An 18531-nucleotide genomic window follows, 5' to 3' on the forward strand; every position below is an offset into this window, starting at 1 on the left:
TCAAAATGAAAAAGAGGATTAATGTTTGGGGAGTATGGACTTTATGCGCAGCGTTGATCTTGTTGCTGGCAGCTTGCGGAACGAATAATAACGGATCAGGCGCTTCGAATTCAGATGCCTCGCCGAAGTCGTCGGAGTCGTCGACTTCACCGCCTTCCGGTCAAGGCGAGCAGATTACTCTTAAATTCCTCTATATCTGGCCTGAATATGAGGAACTCATGAATGAAACGATCAAAAACTTTGAAGCAGCAAATCCCAATATTAAGGTTGAGCCGGAAATTGTGCCTTGGGATAAAGTCATCGAGGTCATGCAGACGAAAGTGGCTTCCAAGCAAGAGCCTGATGTTTCGTTTGGCTGGACGCATTGGATGGCGCCGTTCGTCAATGAGGTCGACGCAGCTCTTCCATTGGACGAATATTTGGACAAAGATGAAGCATGGAAAAATTCATTCGTTCGCAACGACCTTCTGGCAAGCAGTATCGTAAGTCCGGAGAAACCGTATATTTCCAACATTCCGTTTAAGCTCTCATTCCAGGTCGTCATCTATAACAAAAAGATGTTCCAGGACAATCAGCTTCAAATTCCGCAAACGAGAGAGCAATTAGAAGCGGTAATGTCGACGTTAGCGTCGAAGGGCATCATTCCGCTTGCGGCCAGCGGCAAAGACGGAAGTCTGGATATTCTGAAGGATTCATTCGCCGGTATGAACTTCTTCCGCAACGGTACGGCAACGGGAGATTGGTTGAAAGGCGAGGAGAGCTACGAAGCTCCCGAACATATCGAGGCTATGGAGCTGACGAAGAGATGGTATGAGCAGGGCTTCTTCGGCAAGGACGCGTTCGCAGTAGGCGGAGACGAGGTATCCAATCTGCTGCTTAGCAAGAAGGCGGCGATGACATTAGGGAACAACAATCAGATCTCGGCGCTTCAGCCGAACATTGACGATGAGCTCGGTGCATTCCTGTTCCCGGCTCCCGAGGGGATGAAAGCCGAGGCTCCGCTAACGGCTGACGGTTTTTTCGTACTCAAGACGACCAAGCATCCGGAAGAATCCGTTGCATTCCTGAAATACTTGACCAGCGAGGACAATCAGAAGCGTTGGGCTGAATCGACGAACTCGATGCCTGTACTGAAGAGTCTGAAAACCGGAAACGAAACGATAGATACGCTAATCGATCAAATCGCTTCCAGCTCTTCGGATTATCCAAAGAAACAGCTAAGCTACAATCCCGGAGAACTTGCCAAGCTGTTGCAAGCGACCTTTGCCGAGTATTTGCTGAAGAGCAATTCAGATGTGAACAGCATCGCGGAGAAGATGGAGAAGGATCATCGCAAGGCTATAGAAGCAGGAAAAAATCAATAAAAAAATTTCCAATCAATCGTAGACGGCTGGCGTCCTGTAAGTGACGTCAGTCCCGCGATTGTGACGAGGAGAACCACATGACAGAACGCAAAACGCTGTTGGCCTACCTGTTTTTGCTGCCGGCCTTCCTGTTGTTCATCGCTTTTTTCCTATATCCGGTATCGACCAGCTTGATTCGCAGCTTTACCGATTGGAACGGATTTACGACGGATTTTAGATGGGTCGGCTGGAAAAATTATGATACCATCTGGAGCGATCACTACTTTTGGGAATCGACGCTGCGCACGCTTAAATTCGCCTTTGTTACGACAATCGTACAAACCGTTCTTGGATTTTTAGTCGCTTATTTCATCTATTCGCTTGTATCGGAACGTTGGAAAAAACTGCTGCGGGTCGCTATCTACACTCCTGTCATTTTGCCGGGAGCAGTCGTATCCTTTCTCTGGGTCAACATGCTTTCCCCCAATTTCGGCATGGTCAATGAGTTGCTGCACAGAATCGGTCTCGGCTCGCTTGCTCAAGGCTGGCTCGGTGACCCCGGTACGGCTATGAACGCGATTATCGCAGTCAACACATGGAAATATATTGGAATGACCGTTACTTTCTATATCGTTGCGATGTTGACGATCCCTAAGGAAGTGATAGAAAGCGCCAGAATAGACGGTGCGGGAAGAGGCAGGATGCTATGGAACATATTTCGGCCTTTGTTGACCGGCATTACGGAAGTGAACTTTATACTGTCGTTGATTGGCGGCCTTAAAGCATTCGACCTGATCTACATGATGACAGGGGGAGGCCCGGGCGACAGTACGACTGTGCTTGGAATTATGGTTTATCGGAGGGCGTTTCTGTCCTTCAAATTTGGTGAAGCCATCACCATGGGGATTCTGCTCTTTATCATTATTCTTGTGCTGACGTTGATTAGTAGAAGACTTATGGCGAATCGTGAGGGATGAAGATGTCTGGAAATAAACTGGCGCGGTGGAGCAATTATGTGCTGTTGTCGCTAATTACTTTTATCATTCTGTACCCGATGCTTTATATGGTCTTGAATGCATTGAGATCGACCAAGGAAATTATGTTGTATCCTACACGGTTATGGCCTGCGGACGGGTTCCAATGGTCGAACTACGCAGAAGCGTTTCGTGTCGGGAAAGTGTCGATTTATTTGCTGAATAGCATAACGGTCACAGGGATTACGCTGCTGTGCCAATTAATCGTTGTAACGCTTGCTGCGTATGCACTTGGAAAGTGGAAGCCGCCGGGCCATAAGGTGCTGTTTGTCCTGTTTCTGGCAACGCTAATGATTACGTCAGAGATGACGACGATACCGGTGTTCTTGATGCTGCGCGAGTTCGAGCTCCTGAATACGCATCAAGGGTTGATTTTGGCCTATGTGGGCGGCGGGATCGGGATGGCGATTTATTTGATCAAAAATTTCGTGGATACGTTGCCCAAGGAGGTGGATGAGGCGGCGAGAATGGATGGGGCGGGCTTGCTGCGCGTCTTCTGGTACATCGATCTTCCTTTAATCGTACCGGTGCTTGCAGTCGTCACCATCATGAGCTTTGTCGGCGTATGGAGCGAGTTTTTCTGGGCGCTGATTACAATTACAGATGACCGGTTAAAGACGCTGCCGCTTGGTCTGCTTAATTTTCAGTCCCAATATAATACGAACTACGGTGTACTGTTGGCCGGGTTAACGATTGTTACTATTCCGTCCATGCTCGTCTACTTGCTATTTTCCCGTTATTTTATTGAGGGCATGACTGCAGGTTCTATTAAAGGATAGAGAATAAATTCTGGGAGGCATTATAGCATGGTAATGAAACGTAGTTTATCAGCCTTTCTTTGTTTCTGTATGTTATTGTCCAGCGCATTGCTGTATCCGAACAAACTTGAGGCTAATGCGGAGCAACCGGTAACCATCTCCGGGGGCTTCGCGCATGAGCCCGTTCAGTCGGCGACAGTCGAAAGTTTGGATGGGATACCTACTCTGCATATCAATGGTCGCCCTGAGCCGTTAATCGCATGGTTTCAGTGGGGATGGTATCCCAGATCGACAGAGGCGTCCGCAGATGCCGGCATCCATATTTATCAGCCTCGCCATACGACGGGTTATCCCACCCTGGAAGTGTGGCTGCCCGAGATGGAGAAAATACTGCAGGAAGATCCGGATGCTTATTTCCTGCCGATCCTCTGGCTCGGCTCGGACATGTCATTTGGCTTCGACAGTTCCAATAGCGCAGAATGGAATGTAGACAAAGGCGCTTCATGGGGGGCGAATTCCTACGGTTCCGCGGAATGGAAAAATCGTGCCGAGCTGTTCCTCCGGGAGCAAATTCGCCGCTATGAAGCCAGCCCTGTGGGTGACCGTATTCTAGGTTACATGCTGAGCGGAGGAAGCACAGGAGAATGGTTTAATGTCGACACTTGGGCGAATCGCGACTTTGATCGCAGCTTGGGCAATTTGGCGACTTTCCGGGATTGGTTAAAGCTGACGTATCATTCCGATGTCAATAAGCTTCGAGCTGCCTGGGGAGACGCAAATGTCACATTTGAAAGCGCATCCATTCCGGCGAAAAGAAATGGGAATCCGTTTCTAAATCCCGAGTCGGATCGGCCGGCAATCGATTATGTCCAATATCAAAATGGCCAGTTGTCCAGATTTGTTGCATACCTATCCGGTGTTGTGAAGGAAGAAGCGGGACATCATAAGCTGATGTCCATTTACAGCGGATATACGCTAGCCTTCGGTCAATTTGGGCCGATTTCGGGCGAGCTTGACTTTAACACGCTATTGGAGAGCCCGGATATTGATCTTATTTATTCGCCGCTAGATTATACGCGCCGCAATCTGTCGGACGGATTCTCCAGTGTTCACGGAGCGATGGATTCAGCAAGGCTCCACGGCAAGCTGTATGTGGCGGAGGATGATTACGCGACACATATTGGAACGGATACGCACGGCGCTCCGCCGCTATCCGATAATGTGGAGGGCTCGCTTGCCTTGTTATGGAGAAATTTCGGGTTGTCATTAACGAAATCGTACGGTCAGCATTGGTATGACGACGCCGGTTACGGCGGTTTTAATAATGCTCTTATGATGAAAGAAATACGCAAGATGAATCAGCTGGCGAAGGCTTCTATCGGTCTGCCCCGTCAATCGGGTGCGGAGATCGCGCTCGTTGTGGACGAATTTTCTCAGATGGTGCAATCGTCATCTGCATCACACCTGAATGAAAGGCTGCGTCTTATTCGGGACGAATTATCCCAGACAGGAGCGCCATACGATATCGTGCTGTTATCGGATGTGCTGGCAGGCAGAGCGGATCAGTACAAGTTATATGTGTTCGCTAATGCGTATGCTTTGGACGAGGAGCAAAGAAGCAATTTGGAGCAATGGGACAGAACCGGCAAGACTCTAGTCTGGTTGTATGCTTCGGGATATTGGAAAAGGGACTTGAATGGTGTGGATTCGAGGTCGGCGGCGCAGATGGAAGAGGTGATCGGCATTCCGATCTCAGAATCGGCAGCTCAAGCCTACACCCTAGAAGCGGCCAATGCTCCGCTGGAGCCGTTGCTCCAGGGCATAGCGCCAGGAACGACTCTGGGCGGCTCCACTGTCCCGATTCCATTATTCTCGGCATCGGAAGCCGAAGGGGTTAAAGTGCTCGGTCGCTCCGGCGGGCTGGCAACGGCCGCTTACAAGGACGCCGCAGGAGGAAGCGAGGTTTGGATCGGTTCTCCTTCCATATCGTCGGTACAGCTCTATCGCAACTTGGCGGATAAGGCGGGCGTGCACCTATATTCCAGAAGCGGCAAGCAGGTGAATGCGAATGAATCGTTCGTATTCGTGACGCTTCCCGCAGCGGTGACGGACTCTGTGTACTTCCCGGATGCGCTGCCTAAGTATGATGTCACGAACGAGCGAATCGTCTACCCGGGTCAGGATGGCAAGCTGGATATTGCGACTGCCGGTCCGCAAACGCTCGTGTTCTATAACGGCGACGGAGAAGATTTGGCCCTGGTTAGCGGCGGCAGTTATTCGACCGAGCTTAGCCGGCTTGTCGTACGGCTATCCGGAGAAACTTTGGAGAAGCAGAAGCTCGAATCGGTTCAGGCGAGACAGTTGGATATGACATCCGGTTCTCATACGACATTGGACGTTACCGGCATTACGCCCGGCGGCTTTTATTTGTATCAAGACGAAATGACAGAAGCGCCAGTATGGTCCAGCAGCGATGAGGCTGTTGCCATCGTATCCTCCAATGGTCAATTGTCCGCGCTTGACCCGGGAACTGCTGTCATTACGGCAACTGTAGGCGCGATAGCTGCAACAGCCGAACTGACCGTTAAGCAGCCTTTAGAGCAGTCTCTGCTTCCGCTTCTGGAAACGGCGACATGGAGTACCTGGTCGATGAATAACGGGTGGCATCCGTTCACGTTAGGCGCTGGGAACGCCTATGGTAAATCCCAGGTGATGGAGGAGGTTCTGTCGGAGGATGGTCAAACGTATACCGATGTCTATCGCTATGAACCTCTTCAATCAGGGGAGCAGGTAAGCGGATCGGTCGACTCGATATCGGTCCCGAACAAAGCTGGCGTGAAGGCGGTCGCGACGTTCCGCTATCCGGCAGGCACTCCTGAGGGAACTTATAATTCGGTTATATTCGACTCGTACAGGGAAGGCGGAGCGGGCAGTCTGTTCGTGGTGCAGAAGGATTTGCCTGTAACCGGGACGGGAACTACGATCGAGGCGGATTTATCGGCTTATGCCGGACAGAGGATCAGAATCGATGTCAATGTCAGAAACAAGTCCGTAACGGACATAACATACGGGAAGGTCGATCTTACTGATTTCAAGCTTGTATATGAAGATACAGAGCCGCAGAAGACGGTGCGCAGATTGGAGTTCGCCGAGATCAATAAGTCCGTGCCAGTCGGCGCAACCGATTCGCTCGCTGTTCAGCAGGTCTACAGCGACGGCAGCCGCGATGTCTGGGCGCCCGGACAGGATGCGAGATTCTATAGCGATCGTCCGGATTTGGTTGCAATAACGAATCAAGGTCAGATCGAAGCGCTGGGCAAAGGAACGGCGAGCATTACGCTGGTTACGAACGATTACTTGGCTCGAGCTTATGTCCATGTGATCGGAAACGAATATGTTTTTGAGGATTTATTGCCTGTCTATGCGGAGGAAGGGGCTTGGACCATTGAACCGGGATATGCGCCATTTCTTTTCGGACAATCGGAATCTCCTTACGGCGGTGCAGCGCGTCCCGCTTCGGTTATGATGGAAGACGGACAGTCTTACGATAACCCTATTGTGTTCAGTGGAAGCGAGACTGGAACCGGGATTAACGGCCGCATCACGATGGAGGTGCCGGACGCTCAAGAGGTTCATTTGACGGGGAAGTTCGGATTTATCGAAAATGAGGACTATGAGAGTCGAACTTCGACCTTCTATATGCGTTCATGGGATGCGAAGCAACCGTTCTATAACAACTATCCCATTCATTATGACGGGAAGCTCGAGGCGTTCGATATCGACGTATCCGCTTTCCGGGGGCAATCGCTGAGCGATACGGATATCTATGTTCTGAAGCCTGATCAAGTTGCTCTCGATATAGGTCTTGTAGAGCTCAAGTTCCGTGTGAAGGCTCCTGACACAAGCGGGCCTATCGCGATTATGGCCGAGCGGGCTCATACGGTACTTTCAATCGGAGGGGAGGAACGCTTGTCGGTCAAGGAACTGACGGATGCGGGGAATTACCGCTTGTCTTCCTTGCCTGTCGTATGGAGCACTGAGCAGACGGATACCGTATTACTGGATTCCAATGGAGTGGTGAAGGGGCTTCAGCCAGGAATTGCTATTGTTCAAGCGGATATGGGCTCATTACGGGCTCAGATGGTCGTCGAGGTTCGGCCGGATGGACTGACTCGGGGACAAGCGGCCGACCCTTATCGTTGGACCAGTCTGGAGCGGCTGCCCCAGTTCTCGATTATGGAAGCAGATACTCCCTATCGATATGCAGGGCTGCGCTTGAGAGAGCCTGTTATGCCTGCGCCCGTAGTTGCGAGTCCGTCAACGCCGATAACGACGCAGGAACAGACTTATGCAATCGCGGGAAGCGCGGCGCCGGGGGCTTTGATCCAGGTGTGGAATGACCGCAATGGGAACGGCTGGTGGGACAATCTCGATACGCTCGTCGCCGCATTACAGATGGCCGATAGCGAATCGGCGTATGCTATTCAAGTTCCTGTTGCCGATGCGGGGCAACACCGATTCCTCGTTACCGGCTCGAACGCCATCGGGGAGCGAAGTGCTGAAGCCGTCGTTCCGGTTATCACTTATGAAGTGCCATCTGGCGGTCATTCGGGTTCGGGAGTCATCATTGCACCGGATACAGGACTGATCAGTAAAGCGGATGGCAGCCCAAGCCCGTTCGCATCAGGAGCATTCCAAATGTTCGATGGCCGACGGCTGTTGAAGGTAGAATTGAATGCCGGCAAAATCATGGAGCTGCTGGCCTTGAACAACAAGTCGGTCTTAAGCGTCCGATTAACCAAAGATTCAGATGCGGTATTCGAAGGCTTGACAGCTGCAGATATGAAGAGAATCGGCGATAGTCAAGGAGATGTCACCATTCGGACACCGGAGTTGATCCTGCCGCTTCAAGCCGACCGCTTCGATTGGGAGAAAATCGCTGCTGCCCTCGGAACTGATGATCTGTCGGATATCCGGATGAAATGGATGCTCGAGAGATGGAGTTCAGAGGAAGCGGAAAGCTTAAGGCGGTCTGCGTCCAGTGAAGGATACGTCTGGGAAGCGATGCCAGTAAGCGTACATCTTGCTTTCAGCTATAAGGGCAAAACGATCGATGCTATCGGTAAAAACGGGAGTCCGACACAATTATGGCTTTTGCTTGGCAGCGACACTGACATGAATACTAGCGCTGACAACGACAATGACAATGACATTGTTGACGCTGGAGTTGGCGGCATTCCGACTGGCGTTTCTATTGGACAGAACGGCGCCATCTACCCGATTCCGACAAAGGTGGAACACATAGATGGTCAATTGTATGCGGTGCTTCATAATCTGGCGAGTCATGACAGCTATGCGGTTATCTCATACGCCAAGCGGTTCACGGATATGATCGGCCACTGGGGAGAGAACAATGTGTTCGAGCTCGCCTCGAGACTTGTCACACAAGGGGTCGGAGGTGCATCTTTTGATCCGAGCCGCAGTGTGCTCCGCAAAGAATTTACGGCTTTATTAGTTCGGGGACTTGGCATTATGCAAGATGGAGAGAAACCGAGCTCATTCAGCGACGTCAAAGCAGGATCTTGGGAAAGTATGCCTATCGAGATTGGGTATGAAGCGGGGATCGTCTCGGGAATGGAGGCGGGCCAGTTTCATGGGGATCGCAAGCTATCCCGACAACAAGGGATGGTCATGGCAGCTAACGCGCTTCGATTTGCTCGAGGAGAGGGGGAAATCCCCATGACCATGGATGAAGCTGATTCAATTTTGTCCGAATTCAAGGACGAGAGCCATATTGCAGCTTGGGCGAGAAGCGCGATCGCATACCTCTGCAAGGAAGGAATTGTACGGGGAAACGGGAACGGCAGTCTTCTCCCGGGACAAGCGATGAATCGCGTAGAAGCAGTTTCTTTGGTGCTGAGAGTGCTAAAGCACAGTCAATTGATTTAGAAGCAGCCTTGTTAGAGCGATGTACTATTTCATCCCGTTATATTGCCTGCTCAATGCGCTGTATGTCCTTAGAGCGTAGCAAGCCGTCTCAACCAGCTAAGCTCTTCGGTAAACCAACGGATTAAGCTCGCTGGCGACGAGATCACCGGGACCAAGGCCGGGAAACCAGTGCTTCATATCGTTTTCCTGCGCCTTGCTTGCCGGCTCTGCAATGCGAACGCCGTCGGCGACGTAGATGACGGTCATGACCTTGCGCATGTATTCCGTCGGGTTGCCCGGAGCACTGTGAATCGTCCATCCCGCATGGAACGTTGCGTCGCCAGCGGCCATTGCGCCGTAGTTCACTTGCGGGATGCTCTTGCCTTCGATGAATTGACCGAGCGTACGATGAGATTCGTCCGATATCTCCTGCCGACTGACATATCCAAGCTTATGGGTTCCGGCGGCGAATGTCATCGTGCCCACTTCATGCGGAATCGGCACCAGCGGCATCCACATCGTGATCGTGTTGCTTGTGTCGAGCGGCCAATAGATTTGGTCCTGGTGCCAAGGCGTGTGTCCGCCTCCGGGCTCCTTGAACAACGCTTGATCATGATAGATGCGTACGCCGTCAACGCCCATCAGGTCGGCTGCGATTTTCGCGAACCGCCTTGCCGTCACGAATCCCCGTAAGTCTTCGCTTCTCCTCCATAAGTTGCCGATCTGAATGAACGCCTTGCCATAAGTATCACGCTGGGCTACAGGCTTATCATGCTTATTAAGATTCATCACCCAATCGGTGATGTGCTTCTCGTATTGAGCGATTGCCTCGTTACCGAGCACATTTGTCAAAAAAATGTGACCGTCCTCTTCGTACTTTCTGATTTGATCCTCTATAAGTGTATACTCCTGCGATAGTTCTTGCTCCCATTTATTCATGATTTTACCGCCTTTACAATGTAGAATGAGGTTGATTGCCTGCTAACAATATACCTTATCCGAGTTCCGGGCGGCTTTGTCAGGAAATCGCTTAGTTTTGTCAGAAAGTGCTGTTGTTATTTTTCGTTTCGGAGTAAACTAGAGAAAAACAACGTACATGAGGTATCCATGGAGAAATTAACGGAATGGCTTGCTTGCCACCCTCTCTCGCCATATATCCGACAGTGCGACTATGCGGTACGGAAGCCGTGGAATATGCCCATACGCCGGCTGCTGGACTACTTGCTGATCTACGTCCAGGAAGGGGAGTGCCTGTTCGTGGTGGATGGCGAGGAGCTCGTCTTCAGCGCGGGGAGCTTTGCGCTCATTCAACCGAACAGCTTGCACACGCTTGAAGGGCGGACCCGCACGATTACGCCGTTTGCCCACATGGATTTATTTTACAACGAGGCGCGGGAATTGAGCTTTCCAACGCGGGCCGGTCAGATCGATCTTAGCGCCTATGCCCATCTCCAGCAGCCCAGACTGGACGAGCTGCTCGAACGGCCGATTCCCGTCAAGCTGCCTTCGGCTCTTGCGAGTCAAATGCGAGATCCGTTCCTCAAGGCGGTAGAATATTGGTCGTACCATACTCGGCCTATGAATCTTCACGCGCAATTTGCCATGATGGAGGTATGTTTGTATTTGTTGCGGCATTACGCCGATGGGCTCGAGAAGGCTCAGCCGCCCGCTCAGACGCTGAATTGGATCACGTCCTACTTGTCCTATCATTTGAACGAACCGATCTCGGTTGCGGATATGGCCCGCAGAGCCAATCTGTCCGTCTCCCGATTCAACACGCTGTTCAAGAGGCATTACCGGATGACTCCCCATCAATATCTTCTGGACATGCGTGTGAAGCATGCCTGCGAGCTGCTTAGGCAGTCGGATTCGAGTCTCGAGGAAATCGCTTTGTATAGCGGCTTTGCGGATATTCACCATTTCTCCAAGGCATTCAAGAGCAAGACGGGACGATCGCCTGGCCGATACAGAAGCGACGGAGACGACAACTAGGAAGGAGGTAATTCCATGGACGACCGTTCCCCGTTTGTGCTGCCCCGCATCCATGTCGTGGGCGATATCGTCGTACAAGCCGGATATACTCTGGGACCTCGAATGATTGACGATTTCGAGCTTGTATTTTTCCCCGAAGGCACGAATACCCGATACACAGAGGAAGGGAAAGAGCACCCGCTGAGCGAGCCTTGTTTTATTTTTTCGCGCCCGGGCGAAAGTCACAGTTACCTATTTGATGAGGGGAGAGACGTTCGGCATTTGTTCATGCATTTCGAACACGAGCCGCTGCGCGACAAGAGATCAGGCTATGCAGCGATGGACGCCGGGCGTATGCTGTTCCCGGCAAGACAATATCCTCTTGCGGCTTCCATCATGAACAAAATGATTTGGCTGGCTTGCACGCAGCCGCCGAATTGGCAAAGGCGATTGTCCGTATTCATGGCTGCGGCGCTGGAGGAACTGGCTGCTCCGGATGAGCTGCTTGCCAGTGAGGAAGCGGAACAACTGCCGATCCCTATTCAAAATGCGCTTTCTTATATGGAAGAGAAATTATCGGAACCCCTCTCAGTTAAAGAAGTGTCGAAGCGTTCCGGCTGGACGCATGAGCACTTCACGCGTGTGTTCACCTCCGTCATGGGCATGAGTCCCAAGCATATGCTGCTTGAGAAGCGATTGCGGCGAGCCGAGGACATGATGCTGAGGGGATTGGGCACCATTAAGCAAATTGCCTATCGTGTTGGATTTAGAGACGAACATCATTTCTCGAGAACGTACAAGAAATGGCGGGGCATCACGGCGACGGAATATATTCAGCGGTGCAGTTCTCCAGTGTTCCGGCATGCCATGGCGACAAAGGATTCATATCTGCTGCATCCCTCCAATCGGCTGGTCGTCGTGACGAATACGGATATCAAATAAATACATGGATTGTGCTTGTGGTACTATGGGAAACGCAAGTCTTGGCCGCTAAGATGAAGGGGAGTAAGTGAATAGCGGGGAGGCGTGTGAATTGGGGAAGGCTTATGTGCCGAAGTCCAAACAAAGAAAAGATCGTTGCTTGGTTAGTGTGGAGCAATACAGACATTATCGGAGAGAAGGATACCTGATCGTACGAGGGCTGCTTCAGGAAGCAGAGGTGAGCGAATTATTCCAGCTTGCGGAAGAGGTACGAATACAGTCCTTGAATCCGGATAAGAAAGGGGCTGCTGACAGCACTGATCCACTGAAAGATGAATTTGCCGCTGCGACGCGGCTGCACATGCTGTCGAGAATACATCCCGCCGCCGAACGCGGCATGCTTCATTCGCGAATTCTGGACGTTACTGAAGCGTTAATTGGACCTGATGTCTACGCACTTCAGTCTATGATGTTCCTGAATCCGCCGGGGAAGGGCGGGCAAGGCTGGCATCAGGATTCCTATTATATCAAAACTCACCCTGACACGCTGATCGGCGCATGGATTGCGCTGGAGGAGGTCGACGAGGAGAACGGCTGCTTGTGGGTTGTGCCCGGCTCCCATCACGAGCCTGTATATCCTCCGGAGGGTGGCGGAGGCGGGAGCGTGCACGCTGTTGATGCTTTCAGTGATCTGAATACCGTTCGGAATGTGAGCCATATCGATGATGAGGTCAATACGCTCTCAACAGTCGTCTCCCATTATCCGCCGCCCACACCAGTGAAGTTAAGTGCGGGTGATGTGCTGTTCTTCGATTCTCATCTGTTTCACCGTTCTTATCCTAATCGCACGACGAACCGATATCGCCGATCTTATGTGTGCCATTATTGCAATGCGAGATCGTGGGTGCCTTGGGATCATGACGGCTATGAAGGCGATTCAGGCAACTATAGGCAAATTCTTGGCAGGGGCAGTACTCACCATGCCTATGCGGAGCCGATATTCGGAACGGAGGTCTATCTCTCCGATCCGGACGAAGCAGGAGTGAGTGTGACGATGATGGGTATGGACAACGGCATGATGATGCCGATGGAGATGAAGAAGTAGTTTGATTGCAGGGGGGATAACTATGAAGAGTATTCCGGGTGAATTGCCGATTATGCGATTCGACAATGCTGCGGCATTCCAGACTTGGCTTGAACAGAACTATAATGATTCAGCGGGCATACGGCTGCAGATTGCAAAGAAGAATGCAAAGACGGCAACTGTGACTTATCAGGAAGCACTTGATGAGGCGCTTTGCTACGGTTGGATCGACAGTCAGAAAGAAAAGCTGGACGAACAGTATTATTTGCAGAGATTCACGCCTCGGAAGCCGAGCAGCATTTGGTCTAAAATCAATAAGGATAAGGCGGAAGCGCTGATCCAACAAAACAGGATGAAGCATCCCGGCTATGCAGCCATTGAAATCGCAAAGAAAAACGACATGTGGAACCGGGCCTACGAGTCACAAAGTCATGCGACGGTGCCCGATGATTTCGCTGAACTGCTGCTTGGACATCCAAATGCCAAGACATTCTTCGACATGCTGGATAAGCAGAATCGTTACGCAATCATCTTTCGAATCAACAATGTGAAAAGATTGGAAACGAGACAGAAAAAAATGCAGGCGTTTATTGAAATGTTAGAGCGTGGCGAGAAAATCTATTAAATGATGAAAACGCAGCCGGAGCGGCTGCGTTTCTTTTGGTGCGGATGCGCAGGTGAAGGGAAGCTCTGCGCAGGTATCCGATCAATAAACTTGCTTCAATAACGCGACCACTTCATCCAATGTAAGTCCGTAGGATTTGTAATAGGAAGCGTCGAGAGCCAACTGCTCCACAATCATTTCATTGCGTTTTTGGAGCATCTCTTCGGATGTAAATTCCGATACGAAGCACCCTTTGCCGGTTACCGTATAAATCAGACCGCTTCGCTCCAGTTCCTCCCAAGCTTTTTTTACGGTGATGATGCTGACGCGAAGCTCCCTGGCCGCCTGCCGTATAGGCGGCAAGCAATACCCTTGCTCCAGCTCGCCTTTGACAATTTGTGCGCTGATTTGCTCGAATAGCTGCTGATAGATCGGCTTCTCCGATGAGGGAGATATCGCTATGTTCATTATAATTCCACTTTCTCAAATCGTTTGATAGCAATATGATAAGCGGCAATCGTGAAGATTGCAAATATCGCGATGCCGACGATCAGAATGGCAAGCTGAACACCCAATCGATCGGCTCCTGTACCTTTGAACAGTTCAAATACGAAGGAGTTGCTTATACTGAGCCATTCCGCACCGGCAGCGAACAGGATAGCGGCTATGATAGATGCAAAAGCTGCAGCGCCATATTTATAGGCCGTCTTGAAATACATGGATATAAAAATAAAGTTAAAGACCGCCAGCATGACGAAGCACAGTCCCCAAAACCCCCAGGTTGGGCTAAAGAAGTAATAGATCAAATCCGGATATAGGCGAATGCTGATGATGCCGAAAATAATGGCAATGACGATATGAAGCATCTCCAGTATGACGACTACGGAAACTCTGGCTTTTACAACATCGTTTTTCGTTACAGGCAACATTCCCGTAAACAGGAGATCGTTCTGACTCTTATAACCTGCGAACATATTCGGCACTGTGATGAAGCAGAAGTAAAGAGGGACAAGGAAATACAGCCATCCGGGAATGAGCATGAGGGCGCCAGTCAATAATGGCATGAAAAAGAAAAAGGGGTGTACACCCAATTTCAGCTCTTTTACGATCAAGTTATACATGGGCTTTCTCCTTTTTTGAGAAATAGATCATGATGTCTTCAAGAGTGGGCATGCTCGTCTTTAACTGTAAGGTGGGATCGTAATCTGCCGTATGGATTAACCCGGTAAAGCCGAAGGAATTGGTCTTGTATGCGATTAGCCGATCTTTTATTTGTTCCAATTGACTTTCGTTGCCGCTCACCAAGCGATAGGCATCGATAAACGCTTCTTTCTCGTCACTGTTAATAATTTGTCCTTTATCGATAAAGGTAATATAATCGGCGCATTTCTCCAGATCTGATGTAATATGCGTAGAGAAAAGAATGCTGATCTCACCGTCTTGCACAAGCTCCTGGAGAATGTCCAACAGATCGTCTCTGGCAGCAGGATCGAGTCCGCTTGTCGGTTCGTCCAGGATGAGAAGCTTTGCGCCGTGCGACAAGGCCAGAGCCAGATTGTATTTCACTCTCATGCCCATCGACAAATCTGTAATTTTCTTGTTTTCGTTCAAATTGAATCTTCTCAAATAATTGGAATAGGTTGCTTCATCCCAGTTTTTGTAGAACGGTCTGATGACGTTCGTTAATGTTTTAATCCGGTTGCGGGAATAAAAATCGACGCCGCCGAACGCATAACCGATCTCCTGCTTCAATTCCACTTCTTGCTCGTTCATACGCTTGCCCAATATCCGAATCTCTCCGCTGTCTTTGCGAATCAAGTTCAGTATGGATTTAATAGTCGTTGTTTTTCCGGCCCCGTTTGCCCCGATAAATCCCATAATGTACCCTTGCTCCAGTTGAAACGAAACATCCTTCAATTGAAAATACTCATATTTTTTATTCAGGTTTTGAATATCTAACGCCAGCATATCGTGCCTCCTCTAAGAAAATTGTGTCTGTTGTATATGCACAATGTATCATGTGTGGTGTCGGCATGTCAAATTGTTTTTCCTGATCAGGCAATCAGGCAGCAATGAATGTTAAGGAATCTTTAATGTTTTCTGTCCAGTTTTTTTAGTATTCTCCTTTACTCTATTGGTTAGTAAAGGAGAAATGAATCATGAAAAAATGGCTGTACGGCATTATATTATTGCTGTTGCTCGGTTATGGCATCGTTTTGCTTCAACAAGAGGGAGCGGTTGAGCGGAAAGGCGTACTTCTATATACGGATGAGACGCTTCCGCAAGTGCCGGACAACAAGCAAAAGTCGCTGACCATCGACAGGGAAGAGATGTATCGAGGCGATTTGGTTCTGGTCAATCTGCAATATCCGGTTCATGAGAGCGCGAAGCCGTCCCACGTGATTAATTTGTTCGAGAATCAACGGCTGCTCAGTGGCTTCGGTGTACTGGACAACAGTATCGAGATGCCTATGGATATGCTGCAGAGGTTTGTCGACATGGGCGAATCGGCTAAAGCCGACGGGGTCAATCAATTTTTAATTACAAGCGGCTATCGCAATGATGAAAGCCAAGCGGCATTATATGAGCAATATGGTTCGGAATACGCCAATCCGCCTGGTCACAGCGAACATAATCTGGGACTGTCTATCGATATCGGGTCATCGCTCGGCTTGATGAAGGACGCGCCAGAAGGCAAGTGGCTGGAGAATAACGCCTGGCAGCATGGATTTGTATTGCGTTACCCGGAGGACAAGAGGGATATTACAGGCATTCAATATGAGCCATGGCATTTTCGCTACGTAGGGATTCCGCACAGCGCCATCATGATGGATCGCGGCTTCGTGCTGGAGGAATACCTGACATTCTTGAAGAAGCGGAGCCGTGTTCAAGCGGAATATAACGGCAAGCTGTATACCGTCTCGTACTATCCGTTCCATGAAAATGAAAAGCTGTCTGTTCCGATCGACGGCAGCTATTCGTTGTCGGGAAACAATATGGACGGGGTAATCGTGACGACGATGAAATCGATTAACGCCTTCCCTGTCAAACCTGCTACAATTAAATGATTCTGATTGGGCAAGGGAGGCATGACGGTTGAAACCCATTACAATTCTGATTGCGGACGATGATGCGGAAATTGCAGACCTGGTGGAGCTTCATTTGATGAAGGAAGGCTATCGCTGTATTAAAGCGTTGGATGGACAGCAGGCGGCGGAAGCGATTGGCAGCCATCACATTCATTTGGCTATTCTGGATATTATGATGCCCAAGCTGAATGGCTATGAAGTGACCAGGCACATTCGGGACAAGCATCATATGCCGATTATTTTTTTGAGCGCCAAGAGCTCCGATCTTGATAAAATTACCGGTCTCGTGCAAGGAGCCGATGACTATATGACCAAGCCGTTTAACCCGATGGAGTTGGTTGCGCGAGTGAATGCCCACCTGAGGCGATCGCTGCAATTCAGCCATACTATTACGGCGGACGCATCAATCGTCGAGGAGGGAGGCGTTGCCGTCAATATCGAAGAGCGTTCCGTTCAAGTTCATGGCCGTTCTGTATCGCTGACGCCCAAGGAATTCGACATTTTGCATTTGCTCATTCGCCATCCGAAGCGTGTGTACAGTTCGGAGCATATTTTCCGTCAAGTATGGGGGGAAGATTATTTTGAGGGCAACAATACGGTAATGGTGCACATTCGAACACTGCGCAAGAAGCTGGGGGATGACTTGAATAAGCACAAGCTGATCAAAACTGTATGGGGAGTAGGTTATTCATTCCATGGCTAATCTCATCCGCAGCTTCAGATCCAGAATGATCCTGTTGTTTGGTTTTAGCATGTTTTTGGCCGGTCTCGTGACATTTGGCATTTACAAGCTCGCACAGCTTTATTACTATACGACCAAGCTGGAAGACCCGTTGACTCCTGTGCGTTCTTTCATACGGCAAGTCGGCGATGTGAATTTCTTTCTGATTTTCTTTATTCCTCTCGCCATCTGGTTTTTCTTCTTGCTTACGAAGCGTTATGCGCAGTACTTCAAGGATATCTCCGGCGGCATTAATCAGCTGGCTTCAGGCGATTTCGACATCAGAATCGCCATTCCTTCCAAGGACGAATTCGGTGATATTGCCCGGGATATCTCGCTGGCTGGCGAGAAGCTCCGTCAGGCGCTGGATAGGGGGGATCTTGCCGAGAATAGCAAGGAGCAGCTGGTGTTGAACTTGGCGCATGATCTGCGCACTCCGCTAACTTCGGTTATCGGTTACTTGGATTTTATTCTGAAGAACGACTTGTCTCCCGAGCAAGTGAAGCATTTCTCTACGATTGCTTATACGAAGTCGCAGCGTCTGGAACGGCTCATCGACGAATTATTCGAAGTGACGCGCATGAATTACGGTAAGCTTCCATTCGAGCTAATGCCGGTTGATCTTAGCGAACTGCTGCTTCAATTGAACGAGGAGTTTTATCCGGTGCTGGACAATCAGAGCTTGACTTCGCGGCTGCAGGTGACACCTTCGCTGACCGTTGTCGGCGACAGCGAGCTTCTGGCGCGCGTATTTGAGAACTTGCTCAGCAATGCGGTCCAATACGGCAGAGAAGGCCGATATATCGATATATCCTGCGAGCTTGACGGCGGAGAAGTGCTCGTTCGCATCGTCAACTACGGAGACAGCATCTCTCCCGAGGATTTGCCGCATATATTCGATATGTTCTATACGAGCGATAAAGCGCGCATCTACCATGAGAACAGCTCGGGGCTTGGCCTATTCATTGCCAAAAATATTGTGGAGCAGCACAAGGGAACGATTACAGCGGAGAGCGATGTCATTCGCACGATATTCGAGGTTCGCCTGCCAACGCAGCCATAACGGCTGCGTTTTTTC

15 protein-coding genes are annotated in these 18531 nt (G+C 50.1%); 11 read left to right on the forward strand and 4 right to left on the reverse strand.

Annotation, left to right across the window (positions count from 1 at the left end):
• Positions 1-5: 5 nt before the first annotated feature.
• From M6D81_RS14690 to M6D81_RS14705, 4 genes are all read left to right on the forward strand, one after another.
• Positions 6-1364 carry an ABC transporter substrate-binding protein gene (locus M6D81_RS14690; protein WP_262677658.1) on the forward strand — a complete coding sequence of 453 codons (1359 nt, stop codon included), beginning with the start codon at positions 6-8 and terminating at the stop codon, positions 1362-1364.
• Between the two features lie 77 nt (positions 1365-1441).
• The gene (locus M6D81_RS14695) at positions 1442-2320 is read left to right on the forward strand and encodes a carbohydrate ABC transporter permease (RefSeq protein ID WP_262677659.1); all 879 of its coding nucleotides are present in this window, start codon (positions 1442-1444) and stop codon (positions 2318-2320) included.
• Between the two features lie 2 nt (positions 2321-2322).
• Positions 2323-3156, forward strand: coding sequence for a carbohydrate ABC transporter permease (locus tag M6D81_RS14700; protein WP_262677660.1), 834 nt, complete (start codon positions 2323-2325; stop codon positions 3154-3156).
• A gap of 27 nt (positions 3157-3183) precedes the next feature.
• Positions 3184-9084 carry an S-layer homology domain-containing protein gene (locus M6D81_RS14705; protein WP_262677661.1) on the forward strand — a complete coding sequence of 1967 codons (5901 nt, stop codon included), beginning with the start codon at positions 3184-3186 and terminating at the stop codon, positions 9082-9084.
• Positions 9085-9180: 96 nt separating this feature from the next.
• On the opposite strand, the gene M6D81_RS14710 is transcribed toward M6D81_RS14705, so the two are convergent.
• Complete coding sequence (locus M6D81_RS14710) at positions 9181-10002, reverse strand: phytanoyl-CoA dioxygenase family protein (RefSeq protein ID WP_262677662.1); 822 nt, start codon at positions 10000-10002, stop codon at positions 9181-9183.
• A gap of 168 nt (positions 10003-10170) precedes the next feature.
• Here M6D81_RS14710 and M6D81_RS14715 point away from each other — a divergent pair, with 168 nt between their 5' ends.
• The 4 genes from M6D81_RS14715 (at position 10171) to M6D81_RS14730 (ending at position 13664) form a co-directional block, all read left to right on the forward strand.
• On the forward strand, positions 10171-11055 hold the full coding sequence (locus M6D81_RS14715) for a helix-turn-helix domain-containing protein (RefSeq protein WP_262677663.1): 885 nt from the start codon (positions 10171-10173) through the stop codon (positions 11053-11055).
• Positions 11056-11070: 15 nt separating this feature from the next.
• The gene (locus M6D81_RS14720) at positions 11071-11976 is read left to right on the forward strand and encodes a helix-turn-helix domain-containing protein (RefSeq protein ID WP_262677664.1); all 906 of its coding nucleotides are present in this window, start codon (positions 11071-11073) and stop codon (positions 11974-11976) included.
• Between the two features lie 91 nt (positions 11977-12067).
• Positions 12068-13060, forward strand: a complete 993-nt coding sequence (locus M6D81_RS14725; RefSeq protein WP_262677665.1) for a phytanoyl-CoA dioxygenase family protein — start codon at positions 12068-12070, stop codon at positions 13058-13060.
• A 22-nt stretch (positions 13061-13082) separates the two neighbouring features.
• Positions 13083-13664 (forward strand): YdeI/OmpD-associated family protein, encoded by a 582-nt coding sequence (locus tag M6D81_RS14730; protein WP_262677666.1) that lies wholly within the window; start codon positions 13083-13085, stop codon positions 13662-13664.
• 81 nt (positions 13665-13745) lie between these two features.
• On the opposite strand, the gene M6D81_RS14735 is transcribed toward M6D81_RS14730, so the two are convergent.
• The 3 genes from M6D81_RS14735 to M6D81_RS14745 are packed head-to-tail and all read right to left on the reverse strand — an operon-like array spanning position 13746 to position 15611.
• Positions 13746-14111 (reverse strand): GntR family transcriptional regulator, encoded by a 366-nt coding sequence (locus M6D81_RS14735; RefSeq protein ID WP_262677667.1) that lies wholly within the window; start codon positions 14109-14111, stop codon positions 13746-13748.
• Positions 14111-14764: an ABC-2 transporter permease gene (locus M6D81_RS14740; RefSeq protein WP_262677668.1), complete on the reverse strand. Its 654-nt coding sequence runs from the start codon at positions 14762-14764 to the stop codon at positions 14111-14113. Before M6D81_RS14740 ends, M6D81_RS14735 begins: the two co-directional genes overlap by 1 nt.
• On the reverse strand, positions 14757-15611 hold the full coding sequence (locus tag M6D81_RS14745; RefSeq protein WP_262677669.1) for an ABC transporter ATP-binding protein: 855 nt from the start codon (positions 15609-15611) through the stop codon (positions 14757-14759). Before M6D81_RS14745 ends, M6D81_RS14740 begins: the two co-directional genes overlap by 8 nt.
• A 191-nt stretch (positions 15612-15802) precedes the next feature.
• On the opposite strand from M6D81_RS14745, the gene M6D81_RS14750 reads away from it, so the two are divergent.
• From M6D81_RS14750 to M6D81_RS14760, 3 genes are read left to right on the forward strand one after another with little or no spacing between them, the layout of a single operon-like run.
• Entirely contained in the window at positions 15803-16711 is a 909-nt protein-coding gene (locus tag M6D81_RS14750) for a M15 family metallopeptidase (protein ID WP_262677670.1), read from the forward strand.
• Between the two features lie 28 nt (positions 16712-16739).
• Positions 16740-17435, forward strand: coding sequence for a response regulator transcription factor (locus M6D81_RS14755; RefSeq protein WP_262677671.1), 696 nt, complete (start codon positions 16740-16742; stop codon positions 17433-17435).
• The gene (locus M6D81_RS14760) at positions 17428-18516 is read left to right on the forward strand and encodes a HAMP domain-containing sensor histidine kinase (protein ID WP_262677672.1); all 1089 of its coding nucleotides are present in this window, start codon (positions 17428-17430) and stop codon (positions 18514-18516) included. The genes M6D81_RS14755 and M6D81_RS14760 overlap by 8 nt, the downstream gene beginning before the upstream one ends.
• Positions 18517-18531: the final 15 nt, after the last annotated feature.

The sequence above is a fragment of the Paenibacillus sp. J5C2022 genome, from assembly GCF_025567625.1.
Classification (GTDB): domain Bacteria; phylum Bacillota; class Bacilli; order Paenibacillales; family Paenibacillaceae; genus Pristimantibacillus.